Source organism: Denitratisoma sp., from assembly GCA_032027165.1.
In the GTDB taxonomy this organism is placed as follows: Bacteria; Pseudomonadota; Gammaproteobacteria; order Burkholderiales; family Rhodocyclaceae; genus Desulfobacillus.
The window spans coordinates 1,670,387-1,689,653 of the sequence record JAVSMO010000001.1; the positions used below are offsets into that span (position 1 = coordinate 1,670,387).

The 19,267-nt window shown below is 62.8% G+C and carries 21 protein-coding genes; 7 read left to right on the forward strand and 14 right to left on the reverse strand.

Annotated elements, in window-relative coordinates:
- Genes ROZ00_08215 through ROZ00_08225 form a run of 3 tightly spaced genes read right to left on the reverse strand, consistent with a single transcriptional unit; the run spans position 1 to position 3,379 of the window.
- A complete protein-coding gene (locus tag ROZ00_08215) occupies positions 1-1,254 on the reverse strand; it encodes an argininosuccinate synthase (GenBank protein ID MDT3736192.1) in 1,254 nt (417 codons plus the stop codon).
- Between the two features lie 19 nt (positions 1,255-1,273).
- Positions 1,274-2,197 carry an ornithine carbamoyltransferase gene (gene argF / locus ROZ00_08220; GenBank protein MDT3736193.1) on the reverse strand — a complete coding sequence of 308 codons (924 nt, stop codon included), beginning with the start codon at positions 2,195-2,197 and terminating at the stop codon, positions 1,274-1,276.
- Between the two features lie 12 nt (positions 2,198-2,209).
- Entirely contained in the window at positions 2,210-3,379 is a 1,170-nt protein-coding gene (locus ROZ00_08225) for an aspartate aminotransferase family protein (GenBank protein MDT3736194.1), read from the reverse strand.
- An 88-nt stretch (positions 3,380-3,467) separates the two neighbouring features.
- Here ROZ00_08225 and ROZ00_08230 point away from each other — a divergent pair, with 88 nt between their 5' ends.
- On the forward strand, positions 3,468-4,265 hold the full coding sequence (locus tag ROZ00_08230) for a ParA family protein (protein MDT3736195.1): 798 nt from the start codon (positions 3,468-3,470) through the stop codon (positions 4,263-4,265).
- Here ROZ00_08230 and ROZ00_08235 read toward each other — a convergent pair.
- Positions 4,262-4,483, reverse strand: coding sequence for a hypothetical protein (locus tag ROZ00_08235; GenBank protein ID MDT3736196.1), 222 nt, complete (start codon positions 4,481-4,483; stop codon positions 4,262-4,264). The two genes, ROZ00_08230 and ROZ00_08235, sit on opposite strands and share 4 nt — an antisense overlap.
- A gap of 276 nt (positions 4,484-4,759) precedes the next feature.
- On the opposite strand from ROZ00_08235, the gene ROZ00_08240 reads away from it, so the two are divergent.
- Positions 4,760-5,062 (forward strand): DUF3579 domain-containing protein, encoded by a 303-nt coding sequence (locus ROZ00_08240; protein ID MDT3736197.1) that lies wholly within the window; start codon positions 4,760-4,762, stop codon positions 5,060-5,062.
- 135 nt (positions 5,063-5,197) lie between these two features.
- Here ROZ00_08240 and rpsT read toward each other — a convergent pair whose 3' ends face one another.
- On the reverse strand, positions 5,198-5,458 hold the full coding sequence (gene rpsT, locus ROZ00_08245; protein ID MDT3736198.1) for a 30S ribosomal protein S20: 261 nt from the start codon (positions 5,456-5,458) through the stop codon (positions 5,198-5,200).
- A 99-nt stretch (positions 5,459-5,557) separates the two neighbouring features.
- On the opposite strand from rpsT, the gene murJ reads away from it, so the two are divergent.
- Positions 5,558-7,096 carry a murein biosynthesis integral membrane protein MurJ gene (gene murJ, locus ROZ00_08250; protein ID MDT3736199.1) on the forward strand — a complete coding sequence of 513 codons (1,539 nt, stop codon included), beginning with the start codon at positions 5,558-5,560 and terminating at the stop codon, positions 7,094-7,096.
- 16 nt (positions 7,097-7,112) lie between these two features.
- The gene (locus ROZ00_08255) at positions 7,113-7,736 is read left to right on the forward strand and encodes a YbhB/YbcL family Raf kinase inhibitor-like protein (protein ID MDT3736200.1); all 624 of its coding nucleotides are present in this window, start codon (positions 7,113-7,115) and stop codon (positions 7,734-7,736) included.
- A gap of 1 nt (position 7,737) precedes the next feature.
- Here ROZ00_08255 and ROZ00_08260 read toward each other — a convergent pair whose 3' ends face one another.
- From ROZ00_08260 to ROZ00_08300, 9 genes are all read right to left on the reverse strand, one after another.
- Complete coding sequence (locus ROZ00_08260) at positions 7,738-9,471, reverse strand: gamma-glutamyltransferase family protein (protein MDT3736201.1); 1,734 nt, start codon at positions 9,469-9,471, stop codon at positions 7,738-7,740.
- 64 nt (positions 9,472-9,535) lie between these two features.
- Positions 9,536-11,593 carry a sodium-translocating pyrophosphatase gene (locus tag ROZ00_08265; GenBank protein MDT3736202.1) on the reverse strand — a complete coding sequence of 686 codons (2,058 nt, stop codon included), beginning with the start codon at positions 11,591-11,593 and terminating at the stop codon, positions 9,536-9,538.
- A 119-nt stretch (positions 11,594-11,712) separates the two neighbouring features.
- The gene (locus ROZ00_08270) at positions 11,713-12,966 is read right to left on the reverse strand and encodes a 6-phosphofructokinase (GenBank protein ID MDT3736203.1); all 1,254 of its coding nucleotides are present in this window, start codon (positions 12,964-12,966) and stop codon (positions 11,713-11,715) included.
- Between the two features lie 87 nt (positions 12,967-13,053).
- Positions 13,054-13,707 (reverse strand): adenylate kinase, encoded by a 654-nt coding sequence (gene adk, locus ROZ00_08275; protein MDT3736204.1) that lies wholly within the window; start codon positions 13,705-13,707, stop codon positions 13,054-13,056.
- An 88-nt stretch (positions 13,708-13,795) separates the two neighbouring features.
- On the reverse strand, positions 13,796-14,557 hold the full coding sequence (gene kdsB / locus ROZ00_08280) for a 3-deoxy-manno-octulosonate cytidylyltransferase (GenBank protein ID MDT3736205.1): 762 nt from the start codon (positions 14,555-14,557) through the stop codon (positions 13,796-13,798).
- Positions 14,558-14,578: 21 nt separating this feature from the next.
- The gene (locus ROZ00_08285) at positions 14,579-14,761 is read right to left on the reverse strand and encodes a Trm112 family protein (GenBank protein ID MDT3736206.1); all 183 of its coding nucleotides are present in this window, start codon (positions 14,759-14,761) and stop codon (positions 14,579-14,581) included.
- Positions 14,742-15,752 carry a tetraacyldisaccharide 4'-kinase gene (gene lpxK / locus ROZ00_08290; GenBank protein ID MDT3736207.1) on the reverse strand — a complete coding sequence of 337 codons (1,011 nt, stop codon included), beginning with the start codon at positions 15,750-15,752 and terminating at the stop codon, positions 14,742-14,744. The genes ROZ00_08285 and lpxK overlap by 20 nt, the downstream gene beginning before the upstream one ends.
- 64 nt (positions 15,753-15,816) lie before the next feature.
- Positions 15,817-16,236, reverse strand: a complete 420-nt coding sequence (locus ROZ00_08295; GenBank protein ID MDT3736208.1) for a biopolymer transporter ExbD — start codon at positions 16,234-16,236, stop codon at positions 15,817-15,819.
- A 12-nt stretch (positions 16,237-16,248) separates the two neighbouring features.
- Positions 16,249-16,857, reverse strand: a complete 609-nt coding sequence (locus ROZ00_08300; GenBank protein MDT3736209.1) for a MotA/TolQ/ExbB proton channel family protein — start codon at positions 16,855-16,857, stop codon at positions 16,249-16,251.
- Between ROZ00_08300 and ROZ00_08305 the strand changes: the two genes are divergently transcribed.
- The 3 genes from ROZ00_08305 (at position 16,844) to ROZ00_08315 (ending at position 19,255) form a co-directional block, all read left to right on the forward strand.
- Complete coding sequence (locus tag ROZ00_08305) at positions 16,844-17,074, forward strand: hypothetical protein (GenBank protein MDT3736210.1); 231 nt, start codon at positions 16,844-16,846, stop codon at positions 17,072-17,074. The genes ROZ00_08300 and ROZ00_08305 overlap by 14 nt on opposite strands.
- A 162-nt stretch (positions 17,075-17,236) precedes the next feature.
- The gene (gene xseA / locus ROZ00_08310) at positions 17,237-18,589 is read left to right on the forward strand and encodes an exodeoxyribonuclease VII large subunit (GenBank protein ID MDT3736211.1); all 1,353 of its coding nucleotides are present in this window, start codon (positions 17,237-17,239) and stop codon (positions 18,587-18,589) included.
- A gap of 81 nt (positions 18,590-18,670) precedes the next feature.
- Complete coding sequence (locus ROZ00_08315) at positions 18,671-19,255, forward strand: Fe-Mn family superoxide dismutase (GenBank protein MDT3736212.1); 585 nt, start codon at positions 18,671-18,673, stop codon at positions 19,253-19,255.
- Positions 19,256-19,267 lie beyond the last annotated feature (12 nt).

Sequence of the window (19,267 nt, forward strand, 5' to 3'; positions counted from 1 at the left end):
TCAGCGCTTCTTTTTCGCCCGATTCGCCGCGATGCGCATGCGCAGGGCATTGAGCTTGATGAAGCCGCCCGCGTCGCGCTGGTCATAGGCGCCGGCATCGTCCTCGAAGGTGGCGATGGTCGGGTCGAACAGCGAATCGGTCTTCGAATCGCGGCCGACGAGGATGACGTTGCCCTTGTAAAGCTTGAGGCGCACCCAGCCGTTCACGGTCTGCTGGGTGTGGTCGATCAGCGCCTGCAGCGCGCGGCGCTCCGGGCTCCACCAGTAGCCGTTGTAGATCAGGCTGGCATAGCGCGGCATCAAGTCGTCCTTGAGGTGCGCCACCTCGCGGTCGAGGCACACCGACTCGATGGCGCGGTGCGCCTTGAGCAGGATGGTGCCGCCGGGGGTTTCGTAGCAGCCGCGCGACTTCATGCCGACGTAGCGGTTCTCGACCAGGTCGAGGCGGCCGATGCCATGCTTGCCGCCAAGCTGATTGAGCGTCGCCAGCAGTTCATGGGCCTTCATCTTCCTGCCGTTGATGGCGACGAGGTCGCCCTGCCTGAACTCGAGGTCGAGGTACTCGCCCTTGTTCGGCGCCTTCTCCGGCGACACCGTCCAGCGCCACATCGACTCCTCGGCCTCGGCAGCCGGATCTTCCAGGTGGCGCCCCTCGTAGGAGATGTGCAGCAGGTTGGCGTCCATCGAATAGGGCGAGCCGCCCTTCCTGTGCTTCATGTCAACCGGGATGCCGTGCGTTTCGGCGTAGGCCATCAGCTTCTCGCGCGAGAGCAGGTCCCATTCGCGCCACGGGGCGATGACCTTGACGTTGGGCATCAGGGCGTAGGCGCCCAATTCGAAGCGCACCTGATCGTTGCCCTTGCCGGTGGCGCCGTGCGAGATGGCGTCGGCGCCGGTCTTCTTCGCGATCTCCACCAGCCGCTTGGCAATGAGCGGCCGGGCGATCGAGGTGCCAAGCAGGTACTCGCCCTCGTAGAGGGTGTTGCAGCGGAACATCGGGAAGACGAAGTCGCGCACGAATTCCTCGCGCAGGTCGTCGATGAAGATGTTCTGCTTCTTGATGCCGAATTTGAGCGCCTTGGCGCGCGCCGGCTCGAGCTCCTCGCCCTGGCCGAGGTCGGCGGTGAAAGTGACGACCTCACAGCCGTAGGTGTCCTGCAGCCACTTGAGGATGACGGAGGTGTCGAGGCCGCCCGAGTAGGCGAGCACGACTTTCTTGATGCCGGGCGATGGTTTCTTTTTCGCTTTGCTCATGGTTGCATGCTTGGAAAGATCAGGAATTCACGCGCCCGAGGAGCAGGTACTCCATCAGGGCCTTTTGGGTGTGCAGCCGGTTCTCCGCCTCGTCCCACACCACGCTTTGCGGGCCGTCGATCACGTCGGCTGCGACCTCCTCGCCGCGGTGGGCAGGCAGGCAGTGCATGAAGAGGGCGTCCGGCTTAGCCTGCCGCATCATCTCGGTGTCGACCTGCCAGTCCCCGAAGTCGCGGCGGCGCGTCTCGTTCTCGGCCTCGAAGCCCATCGATGTCCACACGTCGGTGGTGACGAGATCGGCGCCGCACACGGCCTGCATCGGATCGGCAAACTCCTCGTAGTGATCGGTGCCGTAGAGGCCGGCACGCTCGGGCTCGACCTCGTATCCTGGGGGCGTCGACACGTGCACGTTGAAGCCGAACACTTCCGCGGCCTGCAGCCAGGTGTTGCAGACGTTGTTGGAATCGCCGATCCACGCCACCGTCTTGCCTTCGATCGAGCCGCGGTGCTCGATGAAGGTGAAGATGTCGGCGAGTATCTGGCAGGGGTGGTACTCGTTGGTCAGGCCGTTGATGACCGGTACGCGCGAGTGCCGCGCAAAGCGTTCGATGATGTCCTGCTCGAAGGTGCGGATCATGACGATGTCGCACATGCGAGAGATGACCTGGGCGGCGTCCTCCACCGGCTCGCCACGGCCGAGTTGCGAATCGCGCGTGCTGAGGAAGATCGCCGAGCCGCCGAGCTGGTGCATGCCGGCCTCGAAGGAGAGCCGCGTGCGCGTGCTCTGCTTCTCGAAGATCATCACCAGGGTGCGGTCGAACAGCGGGTGATACGGTTCGTAGCGCTTGAACTGGTCCTTGATCCAGCGCGTGCGGGCGAAGACGTGCTCCAGCTCGTCGCGGGAAAAGTCCTTCAGTTGCAGGAAGTGCTTCGGTGCGGCCATGGCGGACCGTCCTCAGGCCAGGAATTCGCGAATGAGTGCGGAAAGAACCGACACCAACTCATTGGCGTCCGCATCGCTGAAGACGAGCGCAGGCAGCAGGCGCACAACCTTGTCTGCGGTGACGTTGATGAGCAGGCCGCGCTCGAGTGCCCGCGTCACCAGCTCGACGCAGGGGCGATCCAGTTCGATGCCGATCATCAGGCCATCGCCGCGGATGGCAACCACGCCAGCCTGTCCCTCCAGCGCCCGCGCAAAGTCTGCACGGAGCCGCTCGCCGAGGGCAGCAGCACGCTTGAGCAGGCCATCCTCTTCGACTACCGCCAGAGTAGTCAGCGCCGCCGTGCAGGCAAGCGGGTTGCCGCCGAAGGTGGAGCCATGGTTGCCCGGCTTGAATACGCCCGCAGCCGCCCCGGCGGCGAGGCAGGCGCCGATGGGCACGCCCGAGCCTAGCCCCTTGGCCAGGGTCATCACGTCCGGCTTGACGCCGGCATGCTGGCAAGCGAACCAGAAACCGGTACGGCCGATGCCGCACTGCACCTCGTCGAACATCAGCAGCCAGCCACGCTCGTCGCAGATGCGGCGCAGGCCCTGCAGATATTCGGCATGGGCGACATGGATGCCGCCCTCGCCCTGGATCGGCTCGATCAGCACGGCGACGACGTTCTGGTTGTTGGCGGCGACGTGCTCTACGGCGGCAAGGTCGTCGAAGGGCACGCGCACGAAACCACCGACCAGCGGCTCGAAACCTGCCTGCACCTTGCGGTTGCCGGTGGCGGACAGCGTGGCCAGGGTGCGGCCATGGAAGGCCTTTTCCATGACGACGATGGCGGGCGTGCCGACGCCCTTCTGGTGGCCGAACATGCGCGCCAGCTTGATGGCGGCTTCATTGGCCTCGCAGCCGGAGTTGCAGAGGAAGACCTCGTCCATGCCGGACAGGGTGGCCAGCCGGTCGCCCAACTGCTCCTGCTCGCGGATACGATAAATGTTCGAGGTGTGCAGGAGCCGTCCCGCCTGGTCGGCAATCGCCTTGACCAGGCGCGGATGGGCGTGGCCCAGCGTTGAGACAGCAATGCCCGCCAGCGCATCGAGGTAGCTGCGCCCGGCCTCATCGAAAACCCGGGCCCCCTGCCCGTGCGTAAAGGCCACGGGGAGCCGGGTATAGGTGTTCATCAGGTGCGACATGATCGTGACGGCAATCGTGACAGCAAGCAGTAACCACTGCAAAAAGCGAAAGGCGGCTTGCGCCGCCTTGCTCACATGCGCATCTTAAGTGAAATTGCCCTGCTTGTATATACTGGCCGGCATGGCACGCATCGCCGTTTTCAATCAGAAAGGCGGGGTCGGCAAGACGACGACCGCGCTCAATCTTGCCGCTGCCCTGGCGCGCAGGGAACAGCCTGTACTGATGGTCGATCTCGATCCCCAGGCCCACCTCTCGGCGGTGCATGGCGGGGCACTGGGCGATGTCTCCGATAGCATCTTTGCTTTCTACCAGGACGGCCGCCCGCTGGCCGAACTGGAAATCGCCTGGGAAAATATCGGCCACTTGATTCCGGCTCATGCCGAACTTATCAAGGTCGACTCGGTCTTCGGCAAGGGGCCGACCATCCTCAATCGCCTGAACCAGGGGCTCAACGATCTCGGCACCGACCGCGAGGAACGCAGTGTAGTCATCGACTGCTGCCCTTTCCTTGGCGTACTGTCACTCAATGCCGTGTTCGCCGCCGACCGCCTGCTGGTGCCGATCTCGTCGGATTTCCTTGCACTGCGCGGCGCGCTGCAGGTGGAGCGCACCCTGCATGCGCTGGAGCCGGTGCTAAAGCGTCGCGTCGAGCGCCGATATGTGCTCACCCGCTTCGACCGGCGCCGCAACATGTGCTTCGAAATCCAGAAGCGCCTCAACGAGCAATTCAGCGAAGAAGTCTGCGAAACGGTAATCTCGGAAAACGTGGCGGTGGCGGAGGCGCCAGCCTGTAATCGGGACATCTTCGATCACGCCGCCTCCTCGCGTGGCGCACAGGACTACGCTGCGCTGGCGGAAGAATTGACGCTGAAGGGCTTTTTCTAGCGCGTGATCAGGGCGATCACGTCTTCATAGCTGGCCGGTACCGCCTTGGTGGCGGGCTGCTGGCAGCTGCGGGCAAGAATTTCACAATCGCGATAAATCTGGCGTAGCTTGCGCTCCGCCTCGGCCGCATCGCGCCCGGGTATCAACAGGTTATCCACAACAAGACCGACCCGCGTCCTGATGCGGAAACCATATTTCGTCAGCAAGGGTGTTTGCATGTAAAACCCCATATAGGTCAATGGGATTGGCCAAGTATATGCACTCGTTCTTAAAAATGCAAGCTAGCTTGTTATTTCCCCATGCATTTTGTCATCACGCCTATTTTTTAAGCGGAGCTCACATTTCATGCACAACGTCTCAAATCGACTGATGTAGGCATAAGGGAACATGGGTTATCTGATAGAATTTCGCCTTCGTTGCGGCAGACGGCACAGCATGCCGGAATACAAAACGCCATCGCGTCGGGTGCCACAAGCACACCGGTCGCCAGGCCCATGTCAGAGAAGCGCCCGGAAAATTTCATCATCGTCGGCCGGACCCTGGGCGGGCAAATATTCCGCCCGAGCGACTGGGCCGAACGCCTGTGCGGCATCATGTCGGCCTTCGGTGCCGACCATCGCATGAGCTATTCCCCCTATGTGCGACCCGGCCTCCATCAGGGCGAGAAATGCGTGTATGTCGCCGCTCGTCTCCATGAGGTTGAACCGATGGCCTACAATTTCCTCGGTAGCTTCGCCAAGGACAACGAACTCCAGGTCATCAACACGGGACGCCCGGATGCAAAGTCGGACGACTGAAAGACAACAAGCCCGCAAAAGCGGGCTTGTTGCATTGAAGGCCAACTTCGCTTTGGGCGAAGTTGAGCGCCAAAGGCGCGGCCGAAAACAAAATGGCGGCCGGAACCGGCCGCCATTCGCAGGGACTTGCTGGTCTTACAGCGCCTTGATGGCGGCAGACAGGCGGCTCTTGTGGCGAGCCGCCTTGTTCTTGTGAATGATCTTCTTGTCGGCAATGCTATCGATGGTCCCCATCGATTCGCTTAGGACCTTCTGTGCGGCCGCCTTGTCGCCGGCAACAATCGCCTTGCGTACGCTCTTGATGGCAGTGCGCAGCTCGGAGCGCTGGCTGAAATTGCGTCCGCGGCGCTTGATCGCCTGGCGGGCACGCTTGCGTGCTTGTGCGGTATTGGCCATGTGAATTCTGCTAAGGCTTGGAAAAGGGGCGCATTTTAGGCCTTTTCCAGCCGGAATGCAAGCTGCGCGACGCCCCCTCAAAGCCGATACCATTGCGTCATGAACCTCCTCGGGGCCCTCGCTACGGTCAGCAGCATGACGCTTCTGTCGCGCATTCTGGGCTTTGTGCGCGATTTCGTCATCGCCAGAACCTTCGGCGCAGGGGCTGCTACCGACGCCTTTTTCGTCGCCTTCCGCCTGCCCAACCTGTTGCGCCGGATGTTCGCCGAGGGCGCCTTCTCCCAGGCCTTCGTGCCGGTCCTGGCCGAATACAAGAACAAGCGGGAGTCAGGGGACACGCGGCGTCTGGCCGACCATGTCGCCACCCTGCTCTTCCTGGCTTTGCTGGCGGTAACCCTGCTCGGCATCGCCCTGACACCGATCCTGATCTACATCTCGGCTCCGGGCTTCGCCGCCGATATCGCCAAGTTCGAGCTGACGGTGCAACTCACCCGCATCGCCTTTCCGTATATCCTGTTCATCTCGCTGGTATCGCTGGCCGGCGGCATCCTCAACACCTGGAGCCGCTTCGCAGTGCCGGCCTTCACGCCAGTGCTGCTGAATCTCTCCTTTATCGGAATGGCGTTGTTCGCCGCGCCGTATTTCGACCCGCCGGTGCTGGCGCTGGCATGGGCCGTAGTCATCGGTGGCGTGCTGCAGCTTGGCCTGCAATTGCCCTTCCTGGCAAAGATCGGCATGCTGCCGCGCTTTTCCATCTCGCTCCAGGACGAGGGCGTCAGGCGCATCCTCAAGTTGATGCTGCCGGCACTGCTCGGCGTCTCGGTGTCGCAGATCTCGCTGCTCATCAACACCATCTTCGCCTCTTTCCTGCCGACAGGCAGCGTCTCCTGGCTCTACTACGCCGATCGACTGATGGAATTTCCCGCCGGACTGCTCGGTGCCGCACTGGGCACGATCCTGCTGCCGAGCCTTGCAAGGAGTCATGCCGACAACGACCCGAATGAGTTCTCCGCCCTCCTCGACTGGGGGCTGCGGCTGACCTTCCTGCTCACCCTGCCTGCCGCACTCGCTTTGGCGCTGCTCGCCGTACCGCTGCTGTCCACGCTGTTCAACTATGGCGCCTTCCAGGCCGACGACGTGCTGAAGACGCGCGATGCCCTGGTCGCCTACAGCGTCGGCCTCACCGGCCTCATCCTGGTCAAGGTGCTGGCGCCGGGCTTTTACGCCCGGCAGAATATCCGCACCCCGGTGAAGATCGCCCTCGTCACGCTGGCCGCCACGCAGGTGATGAACGCCGCATTCATCGTGCCGTTGCAGCATGCCGGACTGGCGCTTTCGATAGGGCTGGCTTCCTGCCTTAATGCTGCGCTGCTCTGGCGCGGCCTGCATCGCCGCGGCGACTATATGCCGCAGCCGGGCTGGAAGATTTTCGGGCTGAGGCTCATCGCCGCACTGGCCGTCATGGGCACGGTGCTGTGGCTCGGCATGGGCGGAGAGGCAAACTGGATCGGCGCCCCCCCGCTGGAGCGCGTGCTGCGCCTGGCGGCACTGGTCGCTGGCGGCGGCACAGCCTACTTCGGCACGCTTTGGCTGCTGGGATTCAGGCTGAGGGATTTCACGAAGAAAGGACGAACATAACCTAAAGGAGTGGAACATGAAGTTCTGGACCGACAGCTTCACTCGCATCATCCATGGCGACAACGCCCTGTGCATTCCCCATGCACAAAACCACGTCAGCTTCGGCGGCAATCACAATCCCCATCTCGCCTGGTCGGATCTGCCGACAGGCACGAAATCGCTGGTATTGATCTGCCATGATCCCGATGTGCCAAGTCGCGGCGACGACGTGAACCAGGAGGGACGCACTGTTCCGGCCTCGCTGCCTCGGGTGGATTTCTTCCATTGGGTCATGGTCGACCTGCCGCCGCAACCGTCACAAATCGAGGCCGGGGAGTTTTCGCAGGACGTCATGCCACGCGGCAAGAACGGCCCGGGCACGGCACGCGGGGCACGACAGGGACTCAACGACTATACCGGCTGGTTTGCCAACGACAAGGACATGGCCGGCGACTATTTCGGCTACGACGGCCCCTGCCCGCCGTGGAACGACGAGATTCCGCACCGCTACGTGTTCACTCTCTACGCCCTGGGCGTCGCGCACTGCCCTGTTGAAGGCAAGTTCACCGGAAAGCAGGTGCGCGAGGCGATCAAGGGCCGCGTCCTGGCCGAAGCCAGCATCACGGGCGTGTATTCCCTTAACCCGAACGTGAAGCTGTAAGTCACTCGCCTCGCGCCGCGCCCTCGCGGCGCGGGTCGGCGGCGCCGACCCAGTCGTCACCACGTCGCAGGATCACCGACAGTCCGCTGGTCATGTCCAGCACCGACACGGTGTGGCCGAGCCGTTCCAGCGCCGGCCGCAGCTGCTCGGCCTGCGTGCCGCGCTCAAGTTCCGTCGGGCCGTTGCGGCTGCCGTAATGCGGCAGCGCCACCGCCTCGCCGGGCGTGAGATTCCAGACCAGCAGCGCCAGAATCGTTTTCGCCACGTAGTTGATGATCTGACTGCCGCCCGGTGAACCGAGAATGGCGGCGACACGCCCTGCCTTGTCGTAGATGATGGTCGGCGCCATCGAGGAAAGCGGTCGCTTGTTCGCCTCGACGCGGTTGGCGACCGGCTTGCCATCCATCTCGGGCCTGAAGGAAAAATCGGTAAGCTGGTTGTTGAGCAGGAAGCCGTGCACCATGATTCGGCTGCCGAAGGCCGCCTCGACCGAACTGGTCAGCGAGACGGCATTGCCTTCGGTGTCGACGATGGACAGGTGGGTGGTCGCCGGCAATTCGGCAGAAGTGTCCTCGCCAAGACTTTGTTTCACAGCCAACTCGCCTGCCGCGGCTCGTCCCATGCTGGCATCGGCGCGAATCGACTGCGCGCGCGCCGCCAGATAGGCCGGGGCGAGCAATGCCTTCACCGGGACGTCGACGAAGGCAGGATCGGCCAGGTAGCGTGCGCGATCGGCAAAAGTCAGTCTCCCTGACTCGGCGAAGCGATGCACGCTTTCCGGCGCCAGCGGCGCCTGTTGCGAAACGGGCTCGGTAAAAGTCAGCATCTGCAGAACGGCGATGCCGCCGGAACTGGGCGGCGGCATGCCGCAGACGCGATAACCACCGAGCCGCACGGCGCAGATGGGCTCGCGCTCCTGCGGCCGATAGGCGGCCATATCTGCTTCGCTCAGGTCGCCTGGATTATTTCTGTGGCCACGCACCGCTGGCGCGATATCGCGCCCGATCGGCCCTTCGTAGAAAATTCTCGTGCCATGCTGCGCCAGCGCCAGCAGGGTAAAGCCGTAGGCACGGTTGACGATCATCGTGCCGACGGGCTTGGGCCGACCGTCGGCTTCATAGTAGAGCCGGCGCGCCGCCGGGTCCTCGCGCAGGAAGCGATCCTCCGCCAGCAGCTTGTGCAGTCGCGGCGACATCGGAAAACCTTCCACCGCAAGCCGTAATGCCGGCCCGAACAGCTTCGGCCAGAGCGTGCGGCCGTGATTGCGATAGACCAGATCGAGCAGCGCCGGCAGGCCGGGCACGCCGACCGAGCGGCCGCCCACAGCCGCTTCGAAGAAGGCCAGCGGCTTGCCGTCCGCCCCAAGGAAGCGCCCGGGCTGCGCCGCCGCCGGCGCCGTCTCGCGCCCGTCGTAGGCGCGCAGCCGGTTTTCGCGCGCATCGTGGTAGAGCAGAAAACCGCCACCACCAAGCCCCGAGGACTGAGGCTCGACGAGCCCCAGCACCAGTTGCGCGGCGATCGCCGCATCTGCCGACGTGCCGCCGGCGCGCAGGATCTCCACCGCCGCATCGGTCGCCAGCGGATTCGCCGTCACCGCCATGAAAAGGCGCCCGCGCGCTTCCTGGGTTGCAGCAAAACCGCTGGCTGCTTCGGGCTGCGCGGGCACCTCGGCCAAGGCGCCCGCGGCAATACCTGCCCAAAGCGCCGCCAGAGAAATTCCGATCAGCCTGTTCATGTCTTCGACTCAAAAAAAAACGGGCAACCCGCAGGTTGCCCGTATTGTTGCAGCGATTTGGCAATCAAGCCATCAGCGGCACGATCAGCAGCGCCACCAGGTTGATGATCTTGATCAGCGGGTTCACCGCCGGGCCGGCCGTATCCTTGTACGGGTCGCCCACGGTGTCGCCGGTTACCGCCGCCTTGTGCGCATCGGAGCCCTTGCCGCCGTAGTGGCCGTCCTCGATGTACTTCTTGGCGTTGTCCCAGGCACCGCCGCCGGTCGTCATCGAGATGGCGACGAAGAGTCCGGTGACGATGGTGCCGACCAGCAGGCCGCCGAGCGCCTGCGGGCCGAGGGCCAGGCCGACGACGATGGGCACCGCCACGGGCAGGATCGACGGGATCATCATTTCCTTGATGGCGGCCACGGTCAGCATGTCGACGGCGCGGGAATAGTCCGGCTTGGCCGTCCCCTCCATGATTCCGGGAATTTCCTTGAACTGGCGTCGCACTTCGACCACCACCGCGCCGGCCGAGCGCCCCACCGCCTCCATCGCCATGGCGGCGAAGAGGTAGGGAATCAGGCCGCCGATGAAGAGGCCGATGATGACCATGTGGTTGGAGAGGTCGAAGGAGATGCCCCTCAGGCCGGCCGCTTCCAGGCCGTGGGTGTAGTCGGCGAAGAGCACCAGCGCGGCGAGGCCGGCGGAGCCGATGGCGTAGCCCTTGGTCACCGCCTTGGTGGTGTTGCCGACGGCGTCCAGCGGATCGGTCACGTTGCGCACTTCCTTCGGCAGGCCGGACATCTCGGCGATGCCGCCGGCGTTGTCGGTGATCGGGCCGTAGGCGTCGAGCGCCACCACGATGCCGGCCATCGACAGCATGGATGTCGCGGCGATGGCGATGCCGAACAGGCCGCCCATGGCGTAAGCGGCGTAGATCGAGGCGCACACGGAGAGCACCGGCAGGGCACAGGCCTTCATCGAAACGCCGATGCCGGCAATGATGTTGGTGGCATGGCCGGTCTGGCAGGCGGAGGCGACGTGCTTCACCGGCGCAAAATCGGTGCCGGTGTAGTACTCGGTGATCCACACCAAGGCAGCGGTCAGGGCGAGGCCGACGACCGAGCAGCCGAACATGCTCATGGTGGTGATCTTGGCGGCCGGATCCCCCGCGCCGATCAGCCACTGGGTGACCGGATAGTAGGCGATCAGCGCCAACACGCCGGCGACGATCAGGCCGCGATACAGGGCGTTCATGATCTTGCCGCCTTCAGCGGCCTTGACGAAGGCGCAGCCGACGATCGATGCGATGATTGACACGCCGCCCAGCGCCAGCGGATAGAGCAGCAGGTTCTCGCCCAAGCCCGGCGAGGTCTTGATCACCAGTGCGGCGAGCACCATGGTCGCAACGATGGTCACGGCGTAGGTCTCGAACAGGTCGGCCGCCATGCCGGCGCAGTCGCCGACGTTGTCGCCGACGTTGTCGGCGATCACCGCCGGGTTGCGCGGATCGTCTTCGGGAATGCCGGCTTCGACCTTGCCCACCAGGTCGGCACCGACGTCGGCGCCCTTGGTGAAGATGCCGCCGCCGAGACGGGCGAAGATGGAGATCAGCGAGGAACCGAAGGCCAGGCCGATCAGCGGCTCGATCATGTGGTGCAGATCGGCATTCGCACCGCCCATCGCCTTCAGCGCGGCGTAGTAGCCGGCGACGCCGAGCAGGCCGAGTCCGACCACCAGCATGCCGGTGATGGCGCCGCCCTTGAAGGCGACGTTGAGGGCGGGGGCAATGCCGCCGCGCGCCGCCTCGGCCGTGCGCACGTTGGCACGCACCGAGACGTTCATGCCGATGTAGCCGGCCGCGCCGGAAAGCACCGCGCCGATCAGAAAGCCGATGGCAGTCTTCCAGCCGAGTTGCGGCACGAGGCCGATTACCAGGAACAGCGCCGCCCCGACCATGCCGATGGTCTTGTACTGGCGGTTCAGGTAGGCGGAAGCGCCTTCCTGGATCGCCTTGGCGATCTCCTGCATCTTCTCGTTGCCTGCCGGCAACGAGAGGATCCATTTGCTGGATATAGCCCCGTAGGCCACGGCCAGCACTGCGCATACCAGCGCAAGCATCAAAGCTACTGACATGAACTCCCTCCTTAACGAGAAAACTTCGAGACGGCGTCGCCGCCGCCTCCCGAACTGCTCAACCCTTTATCCATGCGCCAAAATTGTTATGCGGGCGCGGCGCACGCCCATCAACGCTTTCAAACCTTGAACTCGCCCAGCTTCTTCTTCACACCCACATTCTTCAGCCGCACGTACTGCGGCAGGCCGTTCCTGTAGGGCGGGTAATCCTCGCCCTGGATCAGCGGCGTCAGGTACTGCCGGCACTTGGCCGTAATGCCGAAGCCGTCGTCGCTGATGAAGTCCCGCGGCATGAATTTCTCCTTGTTGGCCACGTCCTTCAGTTCGGCAATGTCGATCTTCCACTTGTAGGGGCGGTTCGACACCCGCCTGATCGCCGGCATCACCGAATTGCGCCCCTTCAGCGCCACCTCCACCGCAGCCTTGCCCGTGGCGTAGGCCTGCAGCACGTCCGTCTTCGAGGCAATATGACGCGCCGCCCGCTGCAAATAATCCGCCACCGCCCAGTGGTACTTCAAATTCAGCTCGTTCTTCACCAGGCCGGCGATCACCGGCGCCACCCCCCCCAGCTGGGCATGGCCGAAGGCGTCACGCAAACCCTGGTCGGAGAGGAACTTGCCATCCGCCCCCTTCACGCCCTCCGACACCACCACGGTGCAGTAACCGAACTTCTTCACCGTCGCATCCACCTTGGCCAGGAATTTCGCCTGGTTGAAGGCAATCTCCGGGAACAGGACGACGATCGGCAACTCCATGTCCTTGTCCGAAGCCAGCGCACCCGCCGCGGCAATCCAGCCGGCATGGCGCCCCATCACCTCGATGACGAACACCTTGGTCGAGGTCTTCGCCATGCTCGCCACGTCAAGCGTGGCCTCGCGTGTGGATACCGCGATGTACTTCGCCACCGAGCCGAAGCCGGGGCAGTTGTCCGTGATCGGCAGGTCGTTGTCGACCGTCTTCGGCACGTGCACCGCGGTGATCGGGTACCCCAGCGTCTCCGACAGCTGCGACACCTTGAGGCAGGTGTCGGCGGAATCGCCGCCGCCGTTGTAGAAGAAGTAGCCGATGTTGTGCGCCCTGAACACCTCGATCAGGCGTTCGTACTGTGCCCTGTGCTCCTCGATGCTCTTCAGCTTGTAGCGGCAGGAGCCGAAGGCACCTGCCGGCGTGTGGCGTAACGCCGCAATGGCCTTAGCCGATTCCTTGCTCGTGTCGATCAGGTCTTCCGCTAGGGCACCTATGATGCCGTTTCGCCCCGCAAATACCTTGCCAATCTTGCCCTTGTGCTTGCGCGCCGTTTCGATGACCCCGCAGGCGCTGGCGTTGATGACCGAAGTCACTCCGCCCGACTGGGCATAAAAAGCGTTTTTCATGCCTTAACTCCTAATTATACCAGTGTGGGCGTCCCCTGTCTGCGTGGGCAAGGGATCGGAATCATTTGATTTATTTGATTTGTTTAGTTATTTCAGTGCAGCTAGGATCGCCTCGCGAATCCCGTCAAGGGGACCGACGCCATTCACTCTGCGGTATTTCGGCGCACGCGCATCGCCCGTAGCGGCCCACTTGGAATAGAACTCGACCAGCGGCTTGGTCTGGCTGTGATAGACGTCCAAACGCTTCCTCACGGTCTCCTCCTTGTCGTCCTCGCGCTGAATCAGGTCTTCGCCGGTGACATCATCCTTTCCGGCAACTTTGGGCGGATTGAACACGGTATGGTAAGTGCGGCCCGAGGCCGTATGCACCCGCCGTCCGCTCATCCGCTTGATGATCTCTTCGTCGGGAACGTCGATCTCCAGTACGAGGTCGAGATCGACGCCTTGCGTACGCAAGGCTTCAGCTTGCGGAATGGTGCGCGGAAAGCCATCGAAAAGGAAGCCCTTGGCGCAATCGGGCTGCTGCAGACGTTCCTTGATAAGCCCGAGGATGATTTCATCGGACACAAGTTGGCCGGCATCCATCACCTTCTTGGCCTCCAGTCCCAGCGGCGTGCCCGCCTTGACTGCGGCACGCAACATGTCGCCAGTGGAAATTTGCGGAATACCGTATTTCTCGGTGATGAAAGCGGCCTGCGTACCCTTCCCGGCGCCGGGTGCGCCGAGCAGAATTAATTTCATAACTACTCCCCCAAGGTGATTTTATTAACCAGTTGATTTATATTGTTTTTTTATGTTTCGAAAACGATACCGTGTTTTTCCGGCTTGGTCAAACTTCGGTGAATCGCTGGCGAGCGCGCTGCAAATCCTCCGGCGTATCCACACCGGCTTCGGGTGCCTGCTTGCATTCCGCAACGCGGATGTGGAAGCCATGCCAGAGCACGCGCAACTGCTCCAGCGCCTCGAGCCGCTCCAGCGGCGACGGCGACAGGGCACTGTAGCGACGCAGGAAGCCGCAGCGATAGGCATAAATTCCGATGTGGCGCTTGGCCGGCAAGTCCGCCGGCAACTGCGTGCGGTCCGCAGCGAAGGCATCGCGCGGCCAGGGAATCGGCGCGCGACTGAAATACAGCGCACGGCCACGGACATCGCAGACGACCTTGACGACGTTGGGATTGAAGAACTCCTCCGCACTGCCGACAGGATGGCAGGCGGTGGCGACGGCAGCGTCGGCATCGGCCGCAAGTTCTTCCGCCACCTGCTTGATCAATTCTGGCTCGATGAAGGGTTCGTCACCCTGAACATTGACGACAAGGACATTGTCGCTCCAGCCAAGCTGCGTGGCGACTTCGGCAATGCGATCCGTCCCGCTGGCGTGATCGGCGCGCGTCATTACTGCGGAAAATCCATGCCGTTCGACGGCAACGCGCACTTTCTCGTGGTCGGTCGCGACCAGCACTTCCGTCGCACCGCTTTGCTTGGCGCGCTCCACCACTCTCACCACCATGGGTTTGCCGGCGATATCCGCCAGCGGCTTGCCGGGAAGTCGGCTGGAAGCGTAGCGGGCGGGAATGACGACCTTGAAAGACATCTTGCGCCCGCCGCGGGAAAGTCAGCCCGCTGCTTCCTCCTGACTCAACTGGCGCGCCTCCTCTTCCAGCATCACCGGGATGTCATCGCGGATCGGATAGGCCAGCTTACAGGCCTTGCATACCAGTTCCTGATTGGCCTTGCGGACATCGAGCGGTCCCTTGCAGACCGGGCAGACGAGGATTTCAAGCAGGCGGCTGTCCATTGAGTTTCTCCACTACCCATTGTGCAAGATCGGGTTCCAGTCGCGCCTCGACTGGAAGCACCCAGGCTTCCTGCGGCGCAAACTCTTTGCATTTTACCGCATCTTTCTCCGTCATCAGCAGCACATCGGCGCCGGCAAACGCGAGGTCGGACGGCTGAAAGTCATGGTGATCGGGGAAAGCATGCGTCTCAGCTTGCAGGCCCATCCGCTCAAGTTGGCGAAAGAAACGATCAGGATGACCAATGCCGGCCAGTGCATGCAGGCGCCGGCCACGCAACTCCTCCGCACTGCAGCTGCGCTGGGGATCATGCAGATTGAAGAATCGTTCCCCGGTCAGGCGCATGCGGAATACGCGCTGAGGACGCACATCCGGCGGAAGCGGTGCCTCGCCATTCATTACCAGGGCGTGTGCTTCGGCGGCGCGTGCCGGGCACTCGCGCAAAGGGCCAGCAGGCAGCGGCCAGCCGTTGCCGATGCCGCGCTCATCCATCACGACTATCTCGACATCGCGCGCAAGACGCAGATGCTGCAGCCCGTCATCAGCAATCAGGACATTGCAGTCGGCGTGTGTTGCCAGCAGGGCGCGTGCGGCGGCGACGCGGTCGCGGCCAACGAAAACCGGGCAACCTGCGCGGCGCGCCAGCAGCAACGGCTCGTCACCAACGCGTACTGGGGCGCTTGCGGCAGACACGGCCTCGACACCCATGGCGGTGCCGCCGTGACCGCGGCTGACGATGCCCGGCCGCCAACCGCGCTTGGTCAGTTCCTGCGCCAGATGCAGGACCAAAGGCGTCTTGCCGCTGCCGCCAACGGTGACATTGCCGACCACCACCACGGGCACAGGCAACTTCACGGATGACAACCAACCCAGGCGATACGCCATCCGACGAATATTGACGAAAAGCGCAAACAGCAAGGCAGGCGGCAGCAACAGAACAGCGGGAATGCCCCGCTTCTGCCATCCTGCCGCTATCCGCCGCTGCACTTCCATGACTATTCCGCCAGAAATGAAAACGCCACACGCTAGCGTGTGGCGCATGATACTGCCCCGGCGCTCAACGCAAAGGATTCTGCGTAGCGAAGGAGATGTGGCTGTATCCGGATTGCTGCGCTGCCTGCATGACATCGATCACGCTCTGATGGGCCGCCTTCGCATCGGCATTGATCACCACCACCGGTTCCTTCTCGCTGCCGCCAGCGCGGCGCAACGCCACACTGATGGCTTCGACATCCTTGGCTCCGACGGCTACGCGGTTGACCATGACATCGCCGTTCGCGCTCACCACGACATTGATTTCATTCGGCTTGTCCGGCGACTGTGTGGCATCCGCCGTGGGCAGGTTGATTTCCAAGCCGGAAAACTTCGAGTACGTCGTCGTGATCATCAGGAAGATGAGTATGACGAGCAGCACGTCGATCATCGGAATCAGGTTGATTTCCGGCTCCTCCCGGAAATGCCCGCGCTGGAAGTTCATGCCGCTTCGTCCTCAGTTCGCCCGTTGGCCATGTACCAGCTCGACCAGCTTCACCGCCTGCTGCTCCATTTCAATCACGAGGCTGTCCACCAAGGCGCGGAAATGCCGATAGAAAATCATCGCAGGTATGGCGATGAGGATGCCGAAGCCTGCGTTATACAGCGCTATCGAGATGCCATGGGCAAGTTGCTGAGGATTCGCCGTTGCCGGGCTTTGCGCGCCAAAAATCTCGATCATGCCGACGATCGTGCCGAACAGGCCCATCAGCGGCGCGATTGAAGCGATGGTGCCCAGGCTGGTGAGGAAGCGCTCAAGCTCATGCGTGACGCCGCGTCCCGCTTCTTCGATGGCTTCCTTCATGGCCTCACGCGTGCTCTTGACGTTGCGCAGACCTGCTGCCAGCACACGTCCCAGTGGCGAGTGCTTGGCCACGCGCGCAATCAGCTCCTCCGTTGCGCCACCCTGGCGATAGTCGGCCACGATGCTCTGCAGCAATCCTTCCGGCACAACCTTGCTTCGGCGCAGCGCGATTGATCGCTCGATGATGAAGGCGACGGCGAGAATCGAGGCGAGCAAGAGCGGCCAGATGGGCCAGCCTGCAGCTTGGATGATGGCGAACACGCAAGGCTCCTTTTTTAATAACGGCGAACTTTATCTTGGCGATCCTGTTTCGGCAAGAAAAACCGCGGACACGTTGTCGGTGCATGGCGACATAAAAGTTGCGGCAACTGCGCTTGACGGCACCAAAACCAGGCTGGCTTCCGGCTCCACAGGAAACTCGATTTCTTTATCCACAAATCTTGTGGATAAGTGTGTGAATTATGCGTGGGTGTTTTGAGTAAGTCGGCCACCCATAAGACTTTTTCTTACTTCGATACAAAATGAAGCTTAATTTTTTGTTCATGAATATCAACATGTTGCAGCAATACGCCAGAGGGGGCTTATCTATCGGCATCTGCGAATAACGGAGGCAATGGCAGGCGTCGGCTAGAATCCTCAAATGCCCGCGGAAACAGACGATACAGCGAGTTCAGGCGCAGAGATTCTTAGCGTGTCGGCGCTCAATCGCATGGCTCGCCAGACGCTCGAAAGCCGTTTTCCGCTGCTTTGGGTCAGCGGCGAAATTTCCAACCTGCGACGGCCGGCTTCCGGCCATCTTTACTTCGCAATGAAGGATGAATGTGCGCAAGTCGATTGCGTCATGTTCCGCAGCCGGGCTCAGTTGTTGCCTTTCCGGCTGCAGGACGGCATGCGCGTCGAAGCGCACGCCCTCGTCACGCTTTATGAAGCGCGTGGGGGCTTTCAACTCAGCGTCGAAGCTCTGCGTCATGCCGGCATTGGCGCACTGTTCGAGGCATTCGTCCGCCTGCGCACCCAGCTGGAGACGGAAGGACTGTTTGCGCCGGAACGCAGGCGGCCGTTGCCGCGCTTCCCGTATCGCGTCGGCGTCGTTACCTCGCTGCAGGCAGCCGCCCTCCGCGACGTGCTGGCCGCCCTTGCGCGACGCGCACCGCATCTTCCCGTAATGATCTACCCCACCCTCGTGCAGGGCGATGGGGCCGCCGCGAATATCGCAGAAGCCATCCGAACGGCGGCAAGCCGCGGCGAATGCGATGTCCTCATCGTCGTTCGCGGGGGCGGCAGCATCGAGGATCTCTGGGCCTTCAACGAAGAAACGGTTGCCCGTGCCATCGACGACTGTCCCCTGCCGGTCATAACCGGGATCGGCCACGAAACGGATACCACCATCGCCGACCTGGTGGCCGACTGCCGCGCCGCCACACCCACCGCGGCTGCCGAACTGGCGAGCGCAGGCTATTTTGAGGCGCAAGGCGAGTTGTCGCGCCTTGCCGCTCTCCTGCGCACGGAAATGCGGCAGCGCCTGCAGGAGCGCATGCAGCGCGTCGACCTGCTGGCGCGCAGACTGACGCATCCTGGTGAGCGCCTGGGCCGTTTGCGCGCAGAGACGGCGCACCTCTCCACCCGGCTCGATGCCGGCCTGCGCCAGCGAGTCGGTGCAAGTGCCGGCGACTTGCAGCGTCTCCAGTCGCGCCTGGCCCTTCGCCGGCCGGATTTGCGCCACGCACGGCGCGACCTGGATGAGTTTGCTGCACGCCTGCGCTCATCGGCTGCAGCGGGACTGTCGCGACGAGTCACCCGACTGGAAAACCTTTCCGCCAGCCTCGCCCACCTCAGCCCGCGGGCCGTCCTGCTGCGCGGCTACAGCCTCGTCCGCAAAGCGGACGGCAGCATTGTCCGCACCAGCACGCAACTGACCGCAGGCGATGCGCTGCACCTCACATTCGGCGAGGGCGAAGCCGATGCGCAGGTCACCCGGAAAATGGAAAGTTGAAAACGCAATTATTGCCAAATGAATTTAACCCGACTAAAATGCTCGGGTTTTAGCAACCCTGACTGAAATCGGAGACCTACCATGGAACACACCCTTCCGCCGCTTCCCTACGCGATGGACGCGCTCGCGCCGCACATCTCGAAGGAGACCTTCGAATACCACTATGGCAAGCACCACCAGGCCTACGTGACCAACCTGAACAACCTGATCAAGGGCACCGAGTTCGAGAATGCCGGCCTCGAGACGATCGTCAAGAAAGCGTCCGGCGGCATCTTCAACAACGCCGCTCAGGTTTGGAACCACACTTTCTTCTGGAGCAGCATGAAGCCTGCCGGCGGCGGCGCACCGACCGGCGCCCTGGCCGAGGCCATCAACAAGAAGTGGGGCAGCTTCGACGAGTTCAAAAAGGCGTTCCAGGCCTCGGCCGTCGGCAACTTCGGCTCCGGCTGGACCTGGCTGGTGAAGAAGCCGGACGGCTCGTTGGACATCGTCAACACCAGCAATGCCGCCACCCCGCTGACCAGCGACAGCAAGGCGCTGCTCACCGTAGACGTGTGGGAGCACGCCTACTACATCGACTACCGCAATGCCCGTCCGAAGTTCGTCGAAACCTTCCTCGCCAGCCTGGCCAACTGGGACTTCGCGGCGAAGAATTTCGCCGGTTGACCTCCTGCCTCA

What these genes read in the sequence shown, in the direction of transcription:
- ROZ00_08260 (MDT3736201.1), bottom strand. Translation starts at nt 9,471, where the DNA reads ATGAACAGGCTGATCGGAATTTCTCTGGCGGCGCTTTGGGCAGGTATT.
- ROZ00_08225 (MDT3736194.1), bottom strand. Translation starts at nt 3,379, where the DNA reads ATGTCGCACCTGATGAACACCTATACCCGGCTCCCCGTGGCCTTTACG.
- ROZ00_08215 (MDT3736192.1), bottom strand. Translation starts at nt 1,254, where the DNA reads ATGAGCAAAGCGAAAAAGAAACCATCGCCCGGCATCAAGAAAGTCGTG.
- ROZ00_08270 (MDT3736203.1), bottom strand. Translation starts at nt 12,966, where the DNA reads ATGAAAAACGCTTTTTATGCCCAGTCGGGCGGAGTGACTTCGGTCATC.
- murJ (MDT3736199.1), top strand. Translation starts at nt 5,558, where the DNA reads ATGAACCTCCTCGGGGCCCTCGCTACGGTCAGCAGCATGACGCTTCTG.
- ROZ00_08235 (MDT3736196.1), bottom strand. Translation starts at nt 4,483, where the DNA reads ATGCAAACACCCTTGCTGACGAAATATGGTTTCCGCATCAGGACGCGG.
- xseA (MDT3736211.1), top strand. Translation starts at nt 17,237, where the DNA reads ATGCCCGCGGAAACAGACGATACAGCGAGTTCAGGCGCAGAGATTCTT.
- argF (MDT3736193.1), bottom strand. Translation starts at nt 2,197, where the DNA reads ATGGCCGCACCGAAGCACTTCCTGCAACTGAAGGACTTTTCCCGCGAC.
- ROZ00_08295 (MDT3736208.1), bottom strand. Translation starts at nt 16,236, where the DNA reads ATGAACTTCCAGCGCGGGCATTTCCGGGAGGAGCCGGAAATCAACCTG.
- ROZ00_08255 (MDT3736200.1), top strand. Translation starts at nt 7,113, where the DNA reads ATGAAGTTCTGGACCGACAGCTTCACTCGCATCATCCATGGCGACAAC.
- ROZ00_08265 (MDT3736202.1), bottom strand. Translation starts at nt 11,593, where the DNA reads ATGTCAGTAGCTTTGATGCTTGCGCTGGTATGCGCAGTGCTGGCCGTG.
- adk (MDT3736204.1), bottom strand. Translation starts at nt 13,707, where the DNA reads ATGAAATTAATTCTGCTCGGCGCACCCGGCGCCGGGAAGGGTACGCAG.
- ROZ00_08315 (MDT3736212.1), top strand. Translation starts at nt 18,671, where the DNA reads ATGGAACACACCCTTCCGCCGCTTCCCTACGCGATGGACGCGCTCGCG.
- rpsT (MDT3736198.1), bottom strand. Translation starts at nt 5,458, where the DNA reads ATGGCCAATACCGCACAAGCACGCAAGCGTGCCCGCCAGGCGATCAAG.
- lpxK (MDT3736207.1), bottom strand. Translation starts at nt 15,752, where the DNA reads ATGGAAGTGCAGCGGCGGATAGCGGCAGGATGGCAGAAGCGGGGCATT.
- ROZ00_08240 (MDT3736197.1), top strand. Translation starts at nt 4,760, where the DNA reads ATGTCAGAGAAGCGCCCGGAAAATTTCATCATCGTCGGCCGGACCCTG.
- ROZ00_08305 (MDT3736210.1), top strand. Translation starts at nt 16,844, where the DNA reads ATGATGGCGAACACGCAAGGCTCCTTTTTTAATAACGGCGAACTTTAT.
- ROZ00_08285 (MDT3736206.1), bottom strand. Translation starts at nt 14,761, where the DNA reads ATGGACAGCCGCCTGCTTGAAATCCTCGTCTGCCCGGTCTGCAAGGGA.
- kdsB (MDT3736205.1), bottom strand. Translation starts at nt 14,557, where the DNA reads ATGTCTTTCAAGGTCGTCATTCCCGCCCGCTACGCTTCCAGCCGACTT.